This is a genomic window from Pseudomonas sp. fls2-241-TYG-175 (assembly GCF_030209155.1).
Lineage (GTDB): Bacteria > Pseudomonadota > Gammaproteobacteria > Pseudomonadales > Pseudomonadaceae > Aquipseudomonas > Aquipseudomonas viridiflava.
The window spans coordinates 53,802-72,627 of sequence record NZ_JARVSO010000013.1 but is presented as its reverse complement, the minus strand read 5'-3'; the positions used below and the strand labels follow the sequence as shown (position 1 = coordinate 72,627).

At 61.8% G+C, this 18,826-nt stretch carries 13 protein-coding genes; 4 read left to right on the top strand and 9 right to left on the bottom strand.

Annotated features, from left to right (window positions below; all coding sequences use genetic code 11):
• Positions 1-9 precede the first annotated feature (9 nt).
• On the bottom strand, positions 10-969 hold the full coding sequence (gene cpaB / locus QRN20_RS10745; RefSeq protein WP_058432834.1) for a Flp pilus assembly protein CpaB: 960 nt from the start codon (positions 967-969) through the stop codon (positions 10-12).
• Between the two features lie 362 nt (positions 970-1,331).
• Here cpaB and QRN20_RS10740 point away from each other — a divergent pair, with 362 nt between their 5' ends.
• Together QRN20_RS10740 and QRN20_RS10735 are read left to right on the top strand one after the other, a co-directional pair.
• Positions 1,332-1,520 (top strand): Flp family type IVb pilin, encoded by a 189-nt coding sequence (locus QRN20_RS10740; RefSeq protein WP_058432828.1) that lies wholly within the window; start codon positions 1,332-1,334, stop codon positions 1,518-1,520.
• A gap of 89 nt (positions 1,521-1,609) precedes the next feature.
• On the top strand, positions 1,610-2,017 hold the full coding sequence (locus QRN20_RS10735; RefSeq protein ID WP_058432827.1) for a response regulator: 408 nt from the start codon (positions 1,610-1,612) through the stop codon (positions 2,015-2,017).
• A 410-nt stretch (positions 2,018-2,427) separates the two neighbouring features.
• Here the strand turns inward: QRN20_RS10735 and pbpC are convergent, their stop codons facing one another.
• Complete coding sequence (pbpC, locus tag QRN20_RS10730; RefSeq protein ID WP_122605515.1) at positions 2,428-4,824, bottom strand: peptidoglycan glycosyltransferase PbpC; 2,397 nt, start codon at positions 4,822-4,824, stop codon at positions 2,428-2,430.
• A 95-nt stretch (positions 4,825-4,919) separates the two neighbouring features.
• On the opposite strand from pbpC, the gene QRN20_RS10725 reads away from it, so the two are divergent.
• On the top strand, positions 4,920-5,213 hold the full coding sequence (locus QRN20_RS10725) for a hypothetical protein (RefSeq protein ID WP_004888398.1): 294 nt from the start codon (positions 4,920-4,922) through the stop codon (positions 5,211-5,213).
• A gap of 53 nt (positions 5,214-5,266) precedes the next feature.
• On the opposite strand, the gene QRN20_RS10720 is transcribed toward QRN20_RS10725, so the two are convergent.
• Positions 5,267-10,213, bottom strand: coding sequence for an alpha-2-macroglobulin family protein (locus QRN20_RS10720; protein WP_122605517.1), 4,947 nt, complete (start codon positions 10,211-10,213; stop codon positions 5,267-5,269).
• Positions 10,214-10,531: 318 nt separating this feature from the next.
• Between QRN20_RS10720 and QRN20_RS10715 the strand changes: the two genes are divergently transcribed.
• The gene (locus QRN20_RS10715; protein WP_122500118.1) at positions 10,532-11,872 is read left to right on the top strand and encodes an MATE family efflux transporter; all 1,341 of its coding nucleotides are present in this window, start codon (positions 10,532-10,534) and stop codon (positions 11,870-11,872) included.
• Here QRN20_RS10715 and QRN20_RS10710 read toward each other — a convergent pair.
• The 6 genes from QRN20_RS10710 to QRN20_RS10685 all read right to left on the bottom strand — a co-directional run bounded on the left by QRN20_RS10710 (position 11,869) and on the right by QRN20_RS10685 (position 18,639).
• Positions 11,869-12,765 carry an alpha/beta hydrolase gene (locus QRN20_RS10710; protein ID WP_122605519.1) on the bottom strand — a complete coding sequence of 299 codons (897 nt, stop codon included), beginning with the start codon at positions 12,763-12,765 and terminating at the stop codon, positions 11,869-11,871. The genes QRN20_RS10715 and QRN20_RS10710 overlap by 4 nt on opposite strands.
• An 89-nt stretch (positions 12,766-12,854) precedes the next feature.
• Positions 12,855-14,273 (bottom strand): type VI secretion system Vgr family protein, encoded by a 1,419-nt coding sequence (locus tag QRN20_RS10705; RefSeq protein ID WP_058431564.1) that lies wholly within the window; start codon positions 14,271-14,273, stop codon positions 12,855-12,857.
• A gap of 168 nt (positions 14,274-14,441) precedes the next feature.
• Positions 14,442-16,355 carry an arginine decarboxylase gene (gene speA, locus QRN20_RS10700; protein WP_004882932.1) on the bottom strand — a complete coding sequence of 638 codons (1,914 nt, stop codon included), beginning with the start codon at positions 16,353-16,355 and terminating at the stop codon, positions 14,442-14,444.
• Between the two features lie 114 nt (positions 16,356-16,469).
• Positions 16,470-16,841, bottom strand: a complete 372-nt coding sequence (locus QRN20_RS10695) for a translation initiation factor Sui1 (RefSeq protein ID WP_004882933.1) — start codon at positions 16,839-16,841, stop codon at positions 16,470-16,472.
• A gap of 173 nt (positions 16,842-17,014) precedes the next feature.
• Positions 17,015-17,560 carry an NUDIX hydrolase gene (locus QRN20_RS10690; RefSeq protein ID WP_257118832.1) on the bottom strand — a complete coding sequence of 182 codons (546 nt, stop codon included), beginning with the start codon at positions 17,558-17,560 and terminating at the stop codon, positions 17,015-17,017.
• Entirely contained in the window at positions 17,560-18,639 is a 1,080-nt protein-coding gene (locus QRN20_RS10685) for a DUF2333 family protein (RefSeq protein WP_004882935.1), read from the bottom strand. The genes QRN20_RS10690 and QRN20_RS10685 overlap by 1 nt, the downstream gene beginning before the upstream one ends.
• Positions 18,640-18,826: the final 187 nt, after the last annotated feature.

Here is an 18,826-nt window from a genome sequence, read left to right as displayed (position 1 = left end):
CTTGCTCGATCAGGGAGTTTGTTGCGTAATCTGGTTACCGCGTATGACCTCGACTTCATGCTTTGTACGAGGTGCACCGGTTTGAATGGGGGCCGCTGCCGGGCTCAGGCTCAACTGGCTGAAACTGACCATCTGGCGATTGGCTGAATCCAGACGTTCGGCCACGGCGCGAGTTGTGTTCTCGCTGGCCCAGTAATCCTGCAGGTTACCCTCGGACGCGCTGCGCACGGCCAGACGCAGTGTACCGCTCTGGGTGGCAAGCATCAGTCGGGCGAGCAAGGCCTGAGGTACGGCCACCACCACAGTGCGAGCGGTGGCGCGGCGCTCTTCCTGTTTGATGCGGTCACTGGCGCTGATGGCATCGACCGGCTTGCCGTCAAGACCTGGTCCGAGCAATTCGCCCACACTCAGGACCCGCAGCGCGGGGACCGCCACCTGACTGGAGCGACGAGGGTTGTCGGCGTCGGTCGGCAGAAACAGCAGTACATCCACGTAGTCACCAGGACTCAACTGCCCGGCCGCGCCAGTGACTTCATCCACCGAGAGGGCCAGCGCACGTTCCTGCGGGCGAATCATGCGGGCCAGCGTGCCACCGACGTCGAAGCTGCTTTGGTTCAGCCAGGCCCCTGCGCTCAGCGCGCGCCAGCTCATGCGACCGACGGCAGCCTCGATGGAGTCGAAGCTGCCGACCGGTGCGACCTTGAGGCGTTCCACCGTCAGGTCATCCGCCGTGATCGGCGTGTAGGCCGGAACATCCCGCGCCAGCACAACGACGTTCTGGCGCAAAGTGTCTTCCATCGGAGCGGTGACCGGAGCGGCTGGCACTGCAACAGGCTCTGCAGGCGCCTGCGGAGCAGCGACGGGCTGTTCGGCTTCAGGCTGGCGACTCACGATGATTCCCAGATACCCGGCGATGATCGCGCCCAGCAAAAACAGCACGGCGAGCACCATGGTGATACGACTGCTCATGGCAACTTTCCCTTTGTCATCGCACGACAACCTCGAACCCATGCGTGAACTGCGCAAGCGGGCAAGGATGAACGCATCCATTTCGTTCTATGAAAGTAGCCCAATGCAGTCAAAACGCCATTCGGAGGCCTATCAAAGTGCCCACATCTTTGTCGGATTGCGTTCTTGCACGGGTGAGTGAAAGAGGAGGCGTAGTCTGGGCTGGCGGGATCTTTCAGCAAGTCGCGTGTAACGTCGACTATCACTTTTCGACTAATGCTTTATTACGATTGTGGGTTTGTGGATTGGAGACAATGCTGTAGGTGCAGACGGTTTCACATGTGCATGCATGTCGCGCCATTCCCGGCGCAAGGAGAAATAAGATGTTCCTTACCGCGCTTTACGTTGAGTGTCACACCCGGATCAGTTCATTTATCAAGGACAGGGAGGCGGCGTCAGGCATCGAGTATGCGCTACTGGCAGCGATGGTCGCGGTTGCGTTGGTTGCGTTTGTGCCGACCATCAGTGGGAAGCTCAGTACAATGTTCACCAGTATCCAGAATGCGTTGTGATTTGAGCGGTAATTGTCCGTGATGCTCTTTTTCACACGGGGAAATCTGGATATCCTGCTCGCGACGACTTATGTTTAAAGGTATTCACGATGGCCGTCCAGCCTACCCGCCAACAGCTGCTTCTGGTCGATGATGAAGAAGATGCCAATGAAGAATTGGCGGAATTGCTCGAAGGTGAAGGGTTCTGCTGCTTCACCGCATCGTCGGTCAAGATGGCCTTGCAGCAATTGACCCTTCACCCGGACATTGCTTTGGTGATCACCGATCTGCGCATGCCCGAGGAAAGCGGTCTGCAGTTGATCAAACATCTGAGGGAACACACCTCGCGTCAGCACCTGCCGGTGATCGTCACCTCCGGCCATGCCGACATGGACGACGTGAGCGACATGCTGCGGCTGCATGTGCTGGACCTGTTCCGCAAACCCATCTACCACGTCCGCCTGCTGGAAACCCTGAACAACCTCTTTCCCGAGCCGAAGATCTTTCAGGTTCAGTGAGTCCCTGTGCCTGTTCTGATCGGTACTGATCGTGCCCATCGCTCTGCGTGAGCATGCATCCAGTGACGCTCTGTGACACATTCGAGCGCGGACGCGGAGCGTCCTGGGCGGCGTTACCATGCGGAGCGCTCATCGTTATACACAAGTCTGCCTCGACACTGATCGTGCCCATGCTTGCGCTCAGCGTTATACCCAGGTCTTGCTGCGACCACGGACTACTGTGGGAGGCGGCTTGCCGGCGATGCTTTTTCTGACGCGACCTATCAGTGACTGAACTGACGCCATCGCCGGCAAGCCGCCTCCCACGGGGTATGGGTTCAGTCGTCACTTTCGTTTTGGCCCCCCGTTTTGCGCGTCTTCCGGACTTGTGTATAACGATGAGTGCGGAGCGTGGAAACGATCGCAGGCCCTCAATCCACCACGCTGAATTCCACCCGGGCCGTCTGACCGCTTTCGTCGAGCACGCTCAGTTGATAGCGCCCCAGTCTGTTCAGGGTCGGGGTGAAGTCCTGCTGGTTTTCGGTGTCCGCCACTTGTGCGCCATCGATGAACCACCAGCGGCGACCGCTGCCGCCCAGTGCCGAGAGCTTGAGGCGCAAGGCCTGACGGCTGGCGGCGGGCAGACGCAGGTGGTCGCCTTCGCGCACGCCGACGATGCTCAGTGGCGGCGCCAGATTGAGGTTCTGGGGCGGGCAGTCCGGGTCGGCAGCAGGCAGGCGCGCTTCACGGCGTTCGGCTCGGGGCAACCAGGGTTCAAGCGGGGCGGGCCACAGCGCGATGTCCTGTGGCTGAGCATCCGGGCAACTGGCGGCGACGCGCAGTCCCTTGGCGTTGATCCAGATTCTTTCCTGTAACCCCAGTCCGAGCGGCTGGTCGGCCGCTTGCAGCGTGGGCGGCGTGGTGCCGTCCAGGGTCCAGGCAAAACGCTGGCGGCGACAGTTCGGGTCGCTCTTGCTCATCGGCTGACCCAGTGGCCAGCAGATCGCAGCCACGCCAACGTTCATGGGCACAGGCTGAACAGGCGCAGCAATGCCGCGCTGACTGTCGCGATTGACTAGTACATCGTGCACTTGCAGCATCAGGGGCGCAGCCGAGGCCAGCCCGAACTGTCCCGGCACGGGTGTACCGTCCGGCCTGCCGATCCAAACACCGACCAGAAAGCGCGGCCCCACGCCAATGGCCCAGGCGTCGCGGAAGCCATAGCTGGTGCCGGTCTTCCAGGCCAGTTGCGGGCGCTGCACCAGTTCGGCGCGAGGGTCGATGTCCGGGCGCGACTGGCCGCTGAGAATCCGCCGAATGATCCATGCCGCGCCGGGCGACATCATGCGCCGCTCGCGCAAACGGTCCTGTGGCTGCAGGCGCACATCTGCACTGCGCCCGCCACGAGCGAAAGCGCTGTAACCGGTCACCAGATCCTCGAGCCGACTGCCCGCGCCCCCCAGAATCAGCGCCAGATTCGGCTCCGCCAGCGGCGGCAGGGTCAGCGGCACTCCGCCGTTGCGCAGTTCGGCGGCAAAGCGTTTCGGTCCGTAGACTTCCAGCAACTGCACCGCAGGCAGATTGAGCGACATTGACAGCGCGGAACTGGCCGCGACGGGGCCGCCAAATCCGGTCGAAAAATTGCCCGGCCGGTAATCGCCATACCGGCGCGGCACGTCCTGCATGAGTGATTCGGAATGGATCAGCCCGGCATCCATCGCCATGCCATACAGGAACGGTTTGAGCGTCGACCCCGGCGAGCGCAGCGCGGTGACCATGTCCACATGGCCAAAACGTTTGGCGTCATTGATATCCACCGAACCGACGTAGGCGCGTACCGCCATGGTTTCGGCCTCGACCACCAGAATGGCCGCCGACGTGCGCTCCGGCAGACGCGCCCGCCAGCCCAGCAGCAGGTCTTCCATGCGTCGTTGCAGGCTGGCGTCCAGCGTGGTGCGAATCAGCGGCGGGCTGTTCGGACGATTCAGGCGTCGGGCCAAAAGCGGAGCAAGGCTTGGCTCCTGACGCGGCGCCAGCCACAACGGTTCTTCCAGCGCTTCGTTCACGCTGCCCTGTGGCCAGACCTGAAATTCGGCCAGGCGCCGGAGCACCTTGTCCCGTGCGACCTGAGCCCGTTGCGGATGGCGATCCGGACGCAGGCGGCTGGGTGCCTGCGGCAGTACCGCCAGCAGCGCCGCTTCAGCGCGGGTCAGGTTGTGCGGCGACTTGCCCAGGTACGCCCAGCTTGCAGCGGCCACGCCTTGCAGCGTGCCGCCGAACGGCGCGCGGTTGAGGTAGATACCGAGGATCTGGTCTTTCGACAGGTGCCATTCCAGCTGTGCCGTGCGCCACAACTGGCGCAGCTTGCCGGACAGCGTGCGTGAATGCGGATCGAGCAGGCGTGCGACCTGCATGGACAGCGTGCTGCCGCCCGACACCACGCGCGCACCGCTGACGTTCTGCCAGGTGGCGCGCACCAGCGCCAGCGGGTTCACGCCGGGATGGCTGTAGAACCAGCGATCCTCGTAGGTGAGCAGCGCTTCCAGGTAATACGGCGACACCTGATCGTTGCTGATCGGGTAACGCCACACGCCGTTGGCATCGGCAAAGCGCCACAAGGGCGTGCCGTCTTCGGCCAGCACCACGCGGGCCAGATCATCCTTGGGCAGCGGCAGGGGCCAGATGCGGTCCGCCAGCCAGAGCAGGGCGACCAACAGCAGCAAGGCACAGACCGTCCAGCGCACGCATTTGTAGAGGCGCGACGTGCGCAGCGAGCCCGGTGCAGGCTGGAGAACTGTCATGAGACGCACAAGAAATTCAGGTTTCAACGCAAAGAGCCTTTATGATCCACGGAACCTGAAACGCCTGGCGACAGCCAAAGCGCACAGATCATTTTATTCATGGCCCCAATCAGGATGGACATATGCAGGTAGAAGGCTTTTTTGAGTGGCTCGGGCAGGCGATCGGCGCGGTCATCCGCTTCTTCGTCGACGGTCTGGCATGGCTGTTCAACGGTTTCACCCACGCGGGCGGCAACTTTGTCGACGGATTGTCCCGCACATTGGGCATGGACACCTCGCTGATCAGCATCGTGGCGCTGGTCATCGGGCTGATGCTGCTGTACTCCGCCGTCCGTGCCTTCATGCGTGCGTCGATCATCCTCGGGATCATCTGGCTGGCACTGGGCCTTTGGCTGCTGAGCTGGATCATTCACTGATTCAGCCCTTCACCCTGCGACGTGCCCCTGTGCAAGCGGGCACGTAAGGCAGATCACTTACCCTTCACAACCATCTGCGCAGGCGCATCACCCAGGGCCTGCCAGTTCGGCCGATACATCGACTCCACTTGCGGCGGCGGCACACGATAGGTGCCCGGTGTCACAGCGCGGGCCAGATACAGCAGGTGCACGCTGGTTCCGCCGTTGATATCCAGCGCGGCCACATAGCGGTCACCGCGGTATTCCTGATGCTTGATCCCGGCGTTCTCCATCGACTCGCGCAGGGTTCTCACCTCTTCGCTGGCGTCTGCCAGACTGGCCGAACTTTGCGCCAGGTTCTGGTTTTCCAACTCGAGACCGGCTGGCAGCAAGTCGACGACCAGCGCATCCGGCACGCGCTGACGGGCGCCGATTTCCAGATGCACCAGCACCAATTGCCCGGTTTTCAGCGCGCCGACGTTCAGCGGCGCGCCGCTCAGGCTCAGGTACTCACGACGAATCGTAAGGTTTTCGCCACCGGCAACCGGTGCCTGAGTCGGGTAGCCCGACACAGTCAGTTGCTGATAAAGCGGGTCGCTGCCTTCGTTGTGGACCGACAGTGGCGACGCCAGCAGCGGGCCGTCGAGCTTCAGGGCTGGCTGCTTGTTGCTCAGGTCACGCGTTTCAGTGCCGCTGGTGAGTTTTGCCGTCCAGTCCTTGTCCGGCTTGTTCAGCAGGTTGCGACCGGCCAGGAACAGGGAATTGCTTTCCTGCGTGGACAGGTAGCGATTGGCGGCGACCTCATCGGCCAGGGTAAACAAGCGTTCATCGCGCTTGTCCTTGGCCATGTCGTTTTCTTCCAGCAGCGCCAGAATCAGCGCCTGATCACGCAACGAACTGCCGTAGTCGGCCAGCCATTCGTTCTTGCGACTGATTGCCAGACCTGCCGTCAGTGCCAGATCGGCACGCGGCTTGTCGCCCATTTTCTCCAGCGCGACGGCCAGTTGCACCAGCGGCAGACCGGAGCGTGCATCGCTGCGGCGATCAAACAGACTGCGCAGGGCCGCCAGTGGCGCCTGCTGACTGCGCGACAGCACCAGACCGGCGTAGGCCTGAACCGCAAAGCGGGTGTGCTCGGCATTCTGGCTGTAGTTGACCTGGATCTGACCGGCGTCCTGCAAGTAGCGCAGCAGACGCTCGTTGGCTTTCTTCAGCGAGTCTGGCGGCACGGCGAAGCCCTGATCGCGGGCGCGCAGCAGGAAGTCGGTGACGTAAGCGGTCAGCCAGTATTCCTCTTCGCTGTCCGAGCCCCACAGGCCGAAACTGCCGTTGTAACGCTGCATGCCCAGCAGGCGCTCGATACCGATTTCGACCTTGCGCTTGCGCTCGGCATCCGGTTCGCCGGTCAGGCCCAGACGCTTGAGCGTGGCGGCATCGGCGTACAACGACGGGTACAGGCCGCTCGCGGTCTGCTCCAGACAGCCATAAGGGTAGGCTTTCAGTGCACGAATCTGCTCACCCAGGTTCAGCGGCGGACGACTCGACAGCGACAGCATGGCTTCGCGGCCGGCCGGTTCAAAGGCTTCCAGCGCGCCTTCCGGCAGGTTCCAGGGCTGATCGTTCAGCGTTGCCCGGTAATGCCTGAGCAGCGCCGGGTAGGCCGGACGCACGCCAACGGTCCATTCGCGTGTGAATGCAGGCAGGTTTTCGCCCGGCAGGTTCAGGCCTTCCACCAACACCTTGATCTTGCCCTGACCCAGACCGCCTTGCGCCAGCACGGGTATTTTCAGGGTGACGCGCTGGCCTTGCTTGAGTTGCAGCGGTTTCAGCTGGTCGCCGCCGGGAATGCTCAACTGCCCTTCGGCGCTGATCTTCACGTCCAGCTTCTGAGCGGCGCCCGACAGGTTGGAGACGTCCAGCGCTACCGTGGTCTGGTCGCCACCGGCCAGGAAGCGCGGTGTCGACAGCTCGGCAATGATCGGCGCGGCGACCACGGTCTTCGCTTCGGCCATGCCATAGCGGTCCTCGGTCCAGGCCTGCGCCATGATGCGCAACTCGCCATTGAAGTCTGGAATGTCCACGCTGACTTCGCCTTCTCCGGCGTCGTTCAGGGTCACTGGCGTGCTTTGCAGGGCCACGATGGTGACGCTGGTGTCAGGACGTTTGCCGCCCTTGGCCAGGGCGTCACCACCAAAGGCAAGGCTGGCCAGACGACCCTGACCGGCTTCGATCAACTGGCCGTAGATGTCCAGTTGGTCGGCACCGTATTCCTTGCGCCCGAACAGGCTGGCGAACGGATCCGGTGTGGCATAGCTCGTGATGTTGAGGATGCCGACGTCCACGGCCGAGACCAGCACGCGGACCTGTTTCGGCACGCTGCCGTCGGCGTTTTTCGCGGCGACCTTGAGTTTGAGCGGCTGTTTGGGACGCATCTTCTCGGGAGCGGTGACGTGCAGCGCCAGCTTGCGTTGCGAACGGTCCAGCGGCAGGTGCAGAACGCCGACCGCGCGTTTGGGTGTGACATTGGCCCTGCGCTCGCCGGGACGTACCACCAGCGCGGTGACGTACAGGTCGTGGCGTGCCCACTTCTTGTCCAGCGGGATATCGAACGACTTGCCTTCGACCGGCACGTCGATTTCCTTCCACCACAACGGCCCTTCACTGGACTCGACCAGCAGATAACCCTTGCCTGCGGCAGGCGGCGTGACTGTGATTTTGGCGGTGTCGCCGTCGTTGTAAGCGGGTTTGTCCAGTGCAAGCTTGACCTGATCCGGCCTCACCGCGCCGCCATCAGTGTTGTCCTGCCAGCGGTAACCGGCCCAGAAACGCATGCTGCTGACCATGCCGGTGGATGGATCTTCCACTTCGACGCGGTACGGGCCCCACTCGACCGGGAAGCTGATTTTGGCCGTGGAGTCCTTCTTGAGGCTGACGGTTTCTTCGTTCAGGTTGAGGAATTTCTCGTTGAAGTGATAGCTCCAGCCATCATCGGCCGAGTAGTTCCAGTAGTAATCGCGGCGCTCACGAATCAGGCGCACCTTGACGTTGTCTGCTGCCAGCTTGTTGCCCGCAGCGTCTGCCATGACAATTTCGAATTCGGCCGGGCCGTCGCCATCGGTCTGGGCTTCGCCCTTGCTGGCGTCCTCGTCGTATTCATCGTCACCGGTGCTCTTGCCGAACAGCGCGCGCACGCCGGGCAACTGCTCGGCAGGCCAGATCGGCTGGACCAGACGACGGGTGATCGGGCGGCCGCCGGACTCCTGCAGGCTGGCCTGCAGAATCAGTTGCAACGGGGATTTGGCTTCGGACCATTTGGTTTCAACAGCCAGTGTCGTATGGCCGTTGGGGTCGAGGGTGACAGGCTCAAGATCGACGTCGTGCTTGAGGTCTTCCTCGGTGATCGAACCGAACTGATAACCCGGCAGTTTGGGCACGGCTTCGCGCAACGGACGCACGTACACCTGACCGGTCAGGGTGTTGCCCGAGGCTGGCGCGCCATACAGGTAGCGGCCAGTGATGTCGAACTCGGGATTATCGGCAGGCGCGACCGGCACATCGCTGCCTTTGAGTTCCAGTGCCAGACGCTCCGGCAGGAAATCTTCAACCTTGAACTCATAGAGCTGCGGCTTGCCGTCGCCCAGGTCGAACACCAGTTGCCAGCGCCCGGTCGGGGCTTCGTCGGCGAGCTGCAATTGATACTGATAGAAGCCGTCCTTGTCGGCTTCCCAGACGAACTTGCGGCTGACCTGATCGTCAGGGCGGCGTACTTCCACGGTGATCGGCTGAGGCTTGACGTTCTTGCCATCGTTGTCGCGCAGCAGGCCATTGAGCAATACGGTTTCGCCGGGGCGATACAGATCACGCGGGCCGAAGATGAAGAACTGCAGCGGATGCGCCTGCGGGCCGGAGATATCGAACTCCGCCAGGTCCAGCGCCGAGCTGTTCAGGCGCAGCATGCTGGTCTGTTCATCCTTGTGCGCCAGCACCACTGCAGCCTTGGCGGGCAAGGGCAGTTGCGTATGGCCGTCGCCTTCGGTCTTGCCCTGGGCGACCACCTTGCCATTGTCATCGTAGACTTCGACGTTGACGTTACTGATGGCCTTGCCGCCTTCCAGCGCCTGGGTGAACACGTCCAGGCGATTGCTGTAACGGTGCACCGACAGGCCAATGTCGCTGAGCGTGAACAGGGTCGCAGGCTGCGAGTAACTGTAAGTGCCCGAAGCACGCATCACCGCCAGATAAACGCCCGGCTGTTGCAGGGCCTTGATCCCGGCAATCGGCAGCAGCAGGGTTTCGCGGGTGTTGCGGGCTGGCTTGAGGTCGAAGCGGCCGCCGTACACCAGATCAGCCATCGGCAGCAGTTCCTCGGAGCTGTAGCTGGACAGGCTGGATGCGCCATCCCACTGAGCGAGGAAGTTGGGCATCGAGTCGGCTTTGACGCGGAAGAATTCGACATCAACCTTGTCGACGTTCAGCGCGATCACCGGCAGACCTTCGGCAAGGCGGGTCGGCAACAGGCTGCCACGGCTGGCAAAGCCCACGCTGGGTTGCAGGTCGCGGGTTTCAAGACGGCTGATGAATTCGGCAGCCAGCTTGGTCTTGTTGACGGCCAGTAGCCCGGCATCGACGGTCAGGACCAGTTTGCGTTGCGGTTCCAGATGGCGCAGACGCAGCTCCATCAGGTTGTCGGACAGCTCCCACGCGCCATCGACCTTGCCATTCTTGCTGTCCACCAGATGCAGTTTTTCACCAAACTTCTGTTCCGGGTCCAGCGGTACGGAAAAACTCACCGACAGCGTGCTGGCGCCGTCGACCTGGATTTCCGAGACATCGATGACCGTCAGTTCACGGCCCGCGTAGCGCTTGCTCAGCGCAGCCAGATCCACCGCCGGCTTGGGCTTGGCCTCGGTTGCCGCCTGAGTGGCTGGCGCTGCTGCGGGCGCAGGCTTTTCCGAGGTTGAAGAATCACAGGCGCTCAGCAGCGCAAGCGCGCAAGCCAAAAACAGTCCTTTGTTGAACATTTGGGCACTCATCGACGGCAATTGAGAGGGGGGAGCTGTAACGGGTGAGACTATATATCAGCCAAGGTTACAAGTATTACAAAGCGCGCGAATAGACCTTCGTATTGAGACGTTGTTCGCAGGTGGCGCAACCGGACGCGGAGCGTCCTGGGAGGCATTCCCACGCAGAGCGTAGGAACGATCATCATAGCCAGATGACTTGTGTATAACGCCGAGCGCGGAGCGTGCCGAACAATCAGTGTTATGGCTGGCGCAAAAATCTTCAGTCGGCAAACCCGCGCAGCGCTGGCTACAATGCCCGCCTTGCCGGGAGTCCTCATGTCCAGTTTGTTCCACGATTGGCGTCATCGCCCCACCCACGGTCGTGTCTGGGCGCTGGCCGCGCCGATGATTCTGTCGAACATTTCCGTGCCACTGGTGGCGCTGGTCGACAGCGCGGTGATCGGCCATTTGCCGCATGCGCACCAGTTGGGCGCGGTGGCGGTCGGCGCGACGCTGTATACCTTTCTCGCCTGGGCGATGGGCTTTCTGCGCATGGGCACCACCGGTTTTGCAGCGCAGGCGGCGGGGCGCTCGGACGGTGCCGCGCTACGCCAGATTCTGTTGCAGGGCCTGCTTCTTGCGGTCGGCCTGGCGCTGCTGCTGGGTGTGCTCGCTGTGCCCTTCAGCCAACTGGCGCTGGCGATGATGCAACCGTCTGCCGATCTGCAGCAGATGACATTGGATTTCTTTCACACCCGACTGTTCGGCCTGCCCGCCGCACTGGCCAGCTATGCGCTGGTCGGCTGGTTTCTGGGCACACAGAACGCACGGGCTCCCTTGGCGATTCTGCTGACCACCAATCTGGTGAACATCGCACTCAATCTCTGGTTCGTGATGGGTCTTGACTGGGGCGTGGTCGGCTCGGCGCGGGCCTCGGTGCTGGCCGAGTGGACCGGGGTCGTGCTCGGCCTGATCCTGGCAAACAAGGTGCTGCGCGCCTGGCCCGGTCAGATCGTCTGGGCGGCGCTGAAGCTGTGGAGCAACTGGCGACCGCTGCTGGCGGTCAATCGCGATATCTTTCTGCGCACGCTGGCGCTGCAGTCAGTGATGTTTCTGATCACGGTGCAGGGCGCACGGCTGGGCGATGCGACGGTCGCTGCCAACGCGCTGCTGCTCAACGGCCTGTTGCTGACCTCCCACGCGCTGGACGGACTGGCCCATGCGGTGGAAGCCCTATGCGGCCATGCCATCGGCGCGCGTGATCGAGTCACCCTGCGTCGCTCGCTGGTAGTGGCCGGAGGCTGGTCGCTGATTGCCAGTGTCGGGTTTGCCGTGCTGTTTCTGGCGGGCGGTCAGTGGTTCATTCGCTTGCAGACCGACATTCCAGACGTGCGCGAAACCGCCATGGTTTACCTGCCGTATCTGGCTGTGATGCCGTTGCTGGCCGTCTGGAGTTATCTGCTCGACGGGTTGTTCATCGGTGCCACCCGTGCCCGTGAGATGCGCAATGCAATGCTGATCAGCGCAGCCGCCATCGCGCCCGTCGCGTATCTGGCGGCCAGCCACGGCAATCATGCGCTATGGCTGACCTTTCTGGCGTTCACCCTGTTGCGCGGCATCAGCCTGGGCAGCATTGCCCTGCGTCTGACGCGCAATGACGGCTGGTTCGTCCGTTAAGGCGCTGTCACCGGGCTGGCTGCAACTGCAGTCGGGTGCGGGCCGTTCACGAACATGACCACCTCGTCGATCACCGGGGCCAGACTGCGCAAGGGTTTGGCGAATGCGCCGACCAGCGAGCCGTGAGTGGTTCGCGAGAAATACAACTCGCGGACCGGCAAGCCGGCTTCACGCAGCTTCATGGCCAGACCGCCTGTGTTTCGCTTCGGGTCGACCTCTTTGTCCTTGTTTGACGCCAACAGCAAGGCCGCTGGCGAGCCGGCATTTATGTGGTTGATGGGCTGCGAGTCGCGAGGTGTGTTCGGAAACAGAAACGCACGCTGGATCTCGGGATCCTTGATGGGCAGGAAGTCATAAGGCCCGGCCAGGCCGATCCAGCCACGGATGATGTGGTTGGAAACACCTTCCCTGGCCAGCCAGCGCGGATCGAGTGCCAGCATTGCGGCGTTGTAGGCACCCGCGCTGTGCCCCATTACAAATAACCGGTCAGGGTCGCCGCCATAGGTCTTGATGTGCTTGCGGGTCCAGGCCACGGCCTTGGCCGAGTCTTCGACGAAGTCCGGGTAGGTGACCTCAGGGTACAGCCGATAATCGGCAATGACGGCCACGATGCCACGCTCAGCCAGTGCTCTGCCGACGAAGGCGTAGTTGGCTCGTTCTCCATGGGTCCAACTGCCGCCGTAGAAAAACACCACCACCGGCGCCTGTTCAACGTTCGCCTTCGGGGTATAGATGTCCAGCCGGTTGCGCACTTCCGGGCCGTACGCCACATCGGGGACCTCGTGAACGCCGTTGGCCGGGGTCAGGGTATTGAGCACCTTGAACACAGAACAACCCGACAATATCGTCAGCAGGGCACCGGTCATCAGCGTACGGAAAATCGCTCGGGGCATGGTGGAGTCTCGATAAGGGGGAAGTGGCCGGATCAGTCAGTCCAGGTTCGGACTGTGGCAAGGCCCTATAGTTACATCACCTCGGTACGTTAGTAAGTGAACTCTGGTTCATCCCGGTCATCAGGTTCCCATGCAGGTCGTTCGCTATCGAGCACGATACGCGGGCTGATGAGTGTCATCCCGTCCGAGTCGAACCTGACTTGACTGGCGCCCACCTGCAGCAGCAAATCGCCGTCACGCTCCAGGTGAATCTTGGATCCGTCGCTCAGCTTCAGTCTCTGGCTGTCACCGGGGACGCTGTGCCAGTCGAGCAGCAGCCGTACGCATGGCGCGTCCTGTACGTCTTCTGCGCCCAACAGCACGAGAGGTTGCGTGGAGCCGGAATGCAGCGTCGCGACGATGACCGGGTTGTCGGGATCGTTCACCCTGAAATCCACCACCACTTGCATGCCGCCCTGGCACAAGAGTCGCAACGCCGGATCGACAGGCAGCCAGCACGTGGTGTGGCGCGCATCGGGGCCTTGTCTGGCCCATTCGAATTGCACCTGAACCCGTCCGTCCGGATCGCGCTCCTGCAGTTCGCCCGCAGTGCCCGTGAGCCAGGCGCGCTGCATCCGGGCGAAGACGGACCACGGCCAGGGTTCGTCCGAGACGAAGCCGTCTTGCCAGGGCGCGGCCTGGAAACGGTTCGAATAGGGCTGCCGGGTCGCGCCATCCTTTGCTGCCTGATCGTCGAAGCGGTGCTCGACCCCGGTGATCAGCCACATGTGATTCCAGTCGCGCTCGGGAAGCCCTGCCAGCGGCAGCAGCAATCCGCTGGTGACGAAGGGCAGGGTGCTTTCGCCTTGCGCACGCTGCGGTCCCCGGTTGTCCGTCCCTGTCCGGGTCACGGCAAACTGCGTAACGCCCGGCTGATGCTGAAACTGGCTCAAGGCTGCGATGGGGGCGCGCCGAAACCCGCGCAGTCCTTCGCTGAATATCAGTTCATGGCGACGTCGGTAGTGATGGAAGTGGTAGTGAATGTTCTCTTCGGCGCACAGCCGCTGTATGAACATCAGGTCGGACTCGTTGTGCTGAAAACAGGTTTTGCGCGTTTGGCATTCTTTCTTCAGGTCGAACCGGTAACTGTCTTTCAGCCCATGCTCCTTGAGCACCTGAGCGATGATCTGGTTAGCGCTCATCTGCTCGAAGATCCGGTGATTGTGGCGTTGACCCAGACACGTCAGCCTCGGGCCGACGGTCAGCCGGTAGCACGCAGGTCCCGGTCGATAATGCACGCGGGTGGCGCCCTGAATCTGGCCGTGAAACCCTTGCGGGCTACCGTTGAAGCTCAGAAAGGCGGAGGTGTACATCAGGCTCGCCAGGTCGACCTCATCGCCGCTGACCTGCAACTGGAAGACGTACGGCTGGCTTATCGCCTCGGTGGCGCTGAAGGACAACACGCTGAAATGGCGACGCAGGCTTGCAATCTCCAGACGAAAGAAGGGTGCGCTGGCTGAGTCGGGCATGAAGTGTTCTCTACCGAAAATGCGGTCAGCGATTCTGGCGGAGAAGACCGTGCGGTAAAGAGGTGGCACACAGAAAAGGAAGTTGCCTACACGGCACGCAGGAAGGGGCTTACACAGGGGGCTGTGACGGATGATCGCCCCCGCGAGGGAGCGATCATCCGTTCAGGTTCAGGAAGACAGGTAGGAAGAGCGTGTCAGCCCCAGACGCAGGGCGTCGAGGAAGTAGGTACGTTCACGCGGGGTGATCTTGGCGCTGGCGACCTTGTCCCGGTAATGGGTCATCAGTTCTTCCGGCGACAAGTGCACGTAGCGCAGCATGTCCTCAATGGTGTCGTGGGTTTCGATGCCGGCGTGGTAAACACTGCCATCCGGGTTCTGATAGATGTTCACCGAATCGGTGTCACCGAACAGGTTGTGCATGTCGCCGAGAATTTCCTGATAGGCGCCCACCAGGAAGATGCCCAGCAGGTAGTCTTCGCCTTCGTTCAGCGGGTGGACCGGCATGCTCGTCTCGATGCTCTGCTCGTCGACGTATTGCTTGATCTTGCCGTCGGAGTCGCAGGTCAGGTCCTGCAGCACGGCGCGGCGTACAGGTTCTTCGCCCAGGCGATGCAGCGGCAGGATCGGCAGCACCTGACCAATGGCCCAGGTGTCCGGCAGGCTCTGGAATACCGAGAAGTTGCAGATGTACTTGTCGGCCAGCTTGTCGTTGAGTTCGTCCAGCACCTGACGATGCGAACGCTGACGCGCTTTCAACGAGTTGTGCAGGCGGCGGCACACAGCGAAATAGCACTGCTCGCCCAGCGCTTTCTGCGCCAGCGTGATCTTGCCGTCGGCGTACTGGGTCGCGATGTCGCTCATGTAGTGCGTTGCACGCCAGTAGGTCTCGGTGACCATCTCGATGTCGGTCGGACCCAGCAGGTCCACCAGCCATTGCACGGTTTCCGGCAGGCTTTCCTTGTCGGCGATTTCAGGCACTTCGTCGTTGTGCTTTTCAACGTCGGTGACCTGCACCACCAGCATGGCGTGGTGAGCGGTCAGCGAGCGTCCGCTTTCCGAGAAGATGTGCGGATGCGGCAGGCCCTGCGCGTCGCAGAATTCCTTGAGCATGCCGACCACGACACCGGCGTAGTCGTCCATGTCGTAGTTGATGGAGCTGGCGTTGCGCGAGTGAGTACCGTCGTAATCCACGCCCAGACCGCCGCCCACATCGATGTGGTCAACCGGCAGGCCGAGGTTGCGCAGTTCGCCGTAATAACGGATCGCTTCCTTGAAACCGTGCTGATAGTCGGCCAGGTTGGCGATCTGCGAGCCCATGTGGAAGTGCAGCAGGCGGATGCCCTGATCCAGACCGGCCTTGCGGAAGCGCTCGACCACCGACAGCAACTGCGCGGCGGACAGACCGAACTTGGATTTCTCGCCACCGGTGTCAGCCCATTTGCTCGACGCCAGGGAAGACAGGCGCACGCGCAGACCGACCTGAGGCGCAACCTTGAGCTCGGCGGCTTCCTCGATGACCAGTTCGACTTCGGATTCTTTCTCGATGACGATAAAGACGTTGTGGCCCAGCTTCTGGCCCATCAGCGCCAGACGGATGAACTCACGGTCCTTGTAACCGTTGCAGACGATGGTGCCGCCTTTCGGCGCCAGGGCCAGCACGGCCATCAATTCAGGCTTGGAGCCCGCTTCCAGACCAATGGACACGTTCTGGGTGGCGATGATGTTTTCGACCACCGCTTCCTGCTGGTTGACCTTGATCGGGTAGAGCGCGGTGTACTGGCTCTGATATTCCAGGCGCGCGATGTTGCTGTCGAACGCACCGGTCAACTGCCGGACGCGGTCCTGCAGAATGTCGGGGAAACGGACCAGTAGTGGCAGGGACAGACCGCTCTTGCGCAAGTCTTCGACCTGCTCGTAAAGATCGATAGGCGAACTGCCAGCCCCGTTGGGACGAACTTCAACGCGACCGGCTTCATTGATCGCAAAATAACCGGCGCCCCAATGGCGAATGCCATAAACGCTGCGGCTGTCCGCAACGGTCCATTGGCTGCCATCGTCTTTGCGTGTACGTCGTACGGACATCGAAGTCCCCTATAAAGAAGTCGTAGCGCCAGCCCATAGCCAGCTGGGCGCAGTGTAAGGAGTGGAAATGACGGTATTTGTTCCGGTCAGCCGTTCGCAGGCTGGCGGGTTCTGTCAACCGCCCGACTTTTTCGCCTTGAAGCCTTTTTTGGTCAGTTCGGCCAGCAGCAGTTCGACATGATCGCCCTGAATCTCGATCACCCCGTCCTTGAGCGACCCACCTGTGCCGCAACGCTGCTTCAAGGCCTTGGCCAGGTCCTTGAGTGCGTCTTCGGCCAGCGGTACGCCGGTAATGGTGGTGACTGTCTTGCCGCCGCGACCTTTGCTCTCGCGACGAACGCGGGCAATGCCGTCCCCTTCGGGAATGGCGGTCTGCTTGCAGGTGCAGTCATCAACGGGTTGGCGACAGTCGGGGCAGTGACGCCCTGCGTCGGTTGAAAATACCAGGCCACCCAGGGCGGCGAGGGAAGCGGCTTTTTTAGCCACGGGAAATCCTCTTGTTGAGGACTGACGATGGGTCGGGCTCGCTGGAGCCATCGACCGCGAAGCCCCACTCTGGCAGGGGCAGCGCTATTGGACCGACAAGGCCGGTCCAGTTTGAAAAGGTCGCGCAGTGTAACGGCAAAACAGCCAGTTGCTAAGGGGTTGAATGCGCCAATTTACTGAACATTTGCGACCTGCTTCAGGTAGCGTTTCAAGGCTGCCAGCGAGTCGGGGCAGTACGGTTTTTCTTCGGCCTGACGCAACACCTCTGCGACGGGCATGAAGCGCGCTTCCATGACTTCTTCCGGCTGCAGTTTCAAGGCACCATCCCAGACGGCGGAAAACACCGCGCACCAGATCCGGTTATCCGGCTGATCAAAGAAAAAACGCTCATGGGCCTGCAACGCGGCGTCGTGCACACCCAGCTCTTCTTCCAGCTCCCGGGCGGCGGATTCGGCATAGCTTTCATGTGCCTGCACCATGCCGCCGGCTGCCACGTCCCAGTAACCAGGGTAAATGGCCTTGCTCAGCGTGCGGCGATGCACGCACAGCTCGCCAGCGGAGTTGAACAGCAGAATGTACGTGCCCCGGCCGATCAACCCTTGCTCGCGCAGCTCGATACGCGGGCGTGCGCCCAAAAGCGTGTCGTGCTCATCGACCCAGGCAATCTGCTCGGCGTCCGAGGCGGCGCGGTGCGCGGCCTCGTTTGAAGGGATCGCCATTAACCCTGATTCAGCAATTGACGAAGATCGATGACGGCTGCGTTGGCGCGCGAAATGTAGTTGGCCATGACCAGCGAGTGGTTGGCGAACACGCCGAACGGGCTGCCGTTCAGAATCATCGGGCTCCAGAGTGGCTCCTGCGAGGCTTCCAGCTCACGAATGATCTGGCGCACGCTGACCGTGGCGTTCTTCTTGGCCAGTACGTCGGCGAAGTCCACTTCAATGGCGCGCAGCAAATGCGAGAGCGCCCAGGCCTGGCCGCGTGCTTCGTAGAACACGTTGTCCACTTCCAGCCAAGGCGTCTCGACGATCTCTTCGTCTACCTGTGGTACTTCACCCGGTTTGACCGAGGCGATGGATTCGGTTTTCAGCGTACTGTTGAGTTTGACTCGACCTACGCTGGCCGACAAACGTTGCGACAGCGAGCCCAGACGGGTACCCACATCGCCCAGCCAGTTGTTCAGGTTGTCGGCACGGGCGTAGAACAGCGCGCCTTTCTGGTTCGGATCGGACAGACGCGCCTGATAGCGGCTCAGGGCGTTGATGCCGTCGGTGTACTGCGATTCGCTGGAAGGCAGTATCCAGCTGCGGTTGTTGAAGTTGAACAGCGGTTCGGCACGCGCCAGATCACCGTCTTCAGCCGATTGCGACTGGGAGCGGGCGAAGTCCTTGCGCAGCGCACGGCTCAGGTCTCGCACCTGCACCAGCACGCCGTATTCCCAGCTCGGGATATTGTCCAGCCACAGGCCCGGCGGCATGCGGTCGTTGGAAAGGTAGCCGCCGCGCTTGTCCAGAAGGGTCTGAGCGACGCTTTTCAGGGTCTCGACCGTGGTGTAGCCGATGACCATCGGTTTGCCTTCGCGCTCGGCGGCGGCCTGTGCATTCTGCTGCACCGGAAACAGCGCAGGCTCCTTGCTCCAGTACCAGCCGACGGCCAGGCATACGAGCAGGTAGATCAAGACCAAGGCACCCAGCGCACGGCTGTAGAACAGGCTGCCCAGATAGCCGCGTCGTTTGACCGATGCAGTGTCAGCGGTACGCTCACCCGCGCTGCCTGCGCGGTTTTTCCAATCCAGCATGGTGGGGTCCTTTCGATCTTGAGTTGAATGCTACGTGGCGTTCGACCGTAACCTTACCTCAAGGTGCAATGTACGAGCGTATCCGGGGCGGATTTTCGTGATTGAGCTGCTGGCATCGCTCTGTGCCGCACCAGGTTTCAGGCTGGAGAATCGCGGCGATCAGGCTGTTTACATTTTGTCTGACAAG

Excerpts from the sequence above, each read along its gene's own strand:
- QRN20_RS10705 (WP_058431564.1), bottom strand. The coding sequence starts at position 14,273 with ATGCCCGACTCAGCCAGCGCACCCTTCTTTCGTCTGGAGATTGCAAGC.
- cpaB (WP_058432834.1), bottom strand. The coding sequence starts at position 969 with ATGAGCAGTCGTATCACCATGGTGCTCGCCGTGCTGTTTTTGCTGGGC.
- QRN20_RS10690 (WP_257118832.1), bottom strand. The coding sequence starts at position 17,560 with ATGGCGATCCCTTCAAACGAGGCCGCGCACCGCGCCGCCTCGGACGCC.
- QRN20_RS10725 (WP_004888398.1), top strand. The coding sequence starts at position 4,920 with ATGCAGGTAGAAGGCTTTTTTGAGTGGCTCGGGCAGGCGATCGGCGCG.
- QRN20_RS10720 (WP_122605517.1), bottom strand. The coding sequence starts at position 10,213 with ATGTTCAACAAAGGACTGTTTTTGGCTTGCGCGCTTGCGCTGCTGAGC.
- QRN20_RS10685 (WP_004882935.1), bottom strand. The coding sequence starts at position 18,639 with ATGCTGGATTGGAAAAACCGCGCAGGCAGCGCGGGTGAGCGTACCGCT.
- QRN20_RS10715 (WP_122500118.1), top strand. The coding sequence starts at position 10,532 with ATGTCCAGTTTGTTCCACGATTGGCGTCATCGCCCCACCCACGGTCGT.
- QRN20_RS10735 (WP_058432827.1), top strand. The coding sequence starts at position 1,610 with ATGGCCGTCCAGCCTACCCGCCAACAGCTGCTTCTGGTCGATGATGAA.
- QRN20_RS10740 (WP_058432828.1), top strand. The coding sequence starts at position 1,332 with ATGTTCCTTACCGCGCTTTACGTTGAGTGTCACACCCGGATCAGTTCA.
- QRN20_RS10710 (WP_122605519.1), bottom strand. The coding sequence starts at position 12,765 with ATGCCCCGAGCGATTTTCCGTACGCTGATGACCGGTGCCCTGCTGACG.
- speA (WP_004882932.1), bottom strand. The coding sequence starts at position 16,355 with ATGTCCGTACGACGTACACGCAAAGACGATGGCAGCCAATGGACCGTT.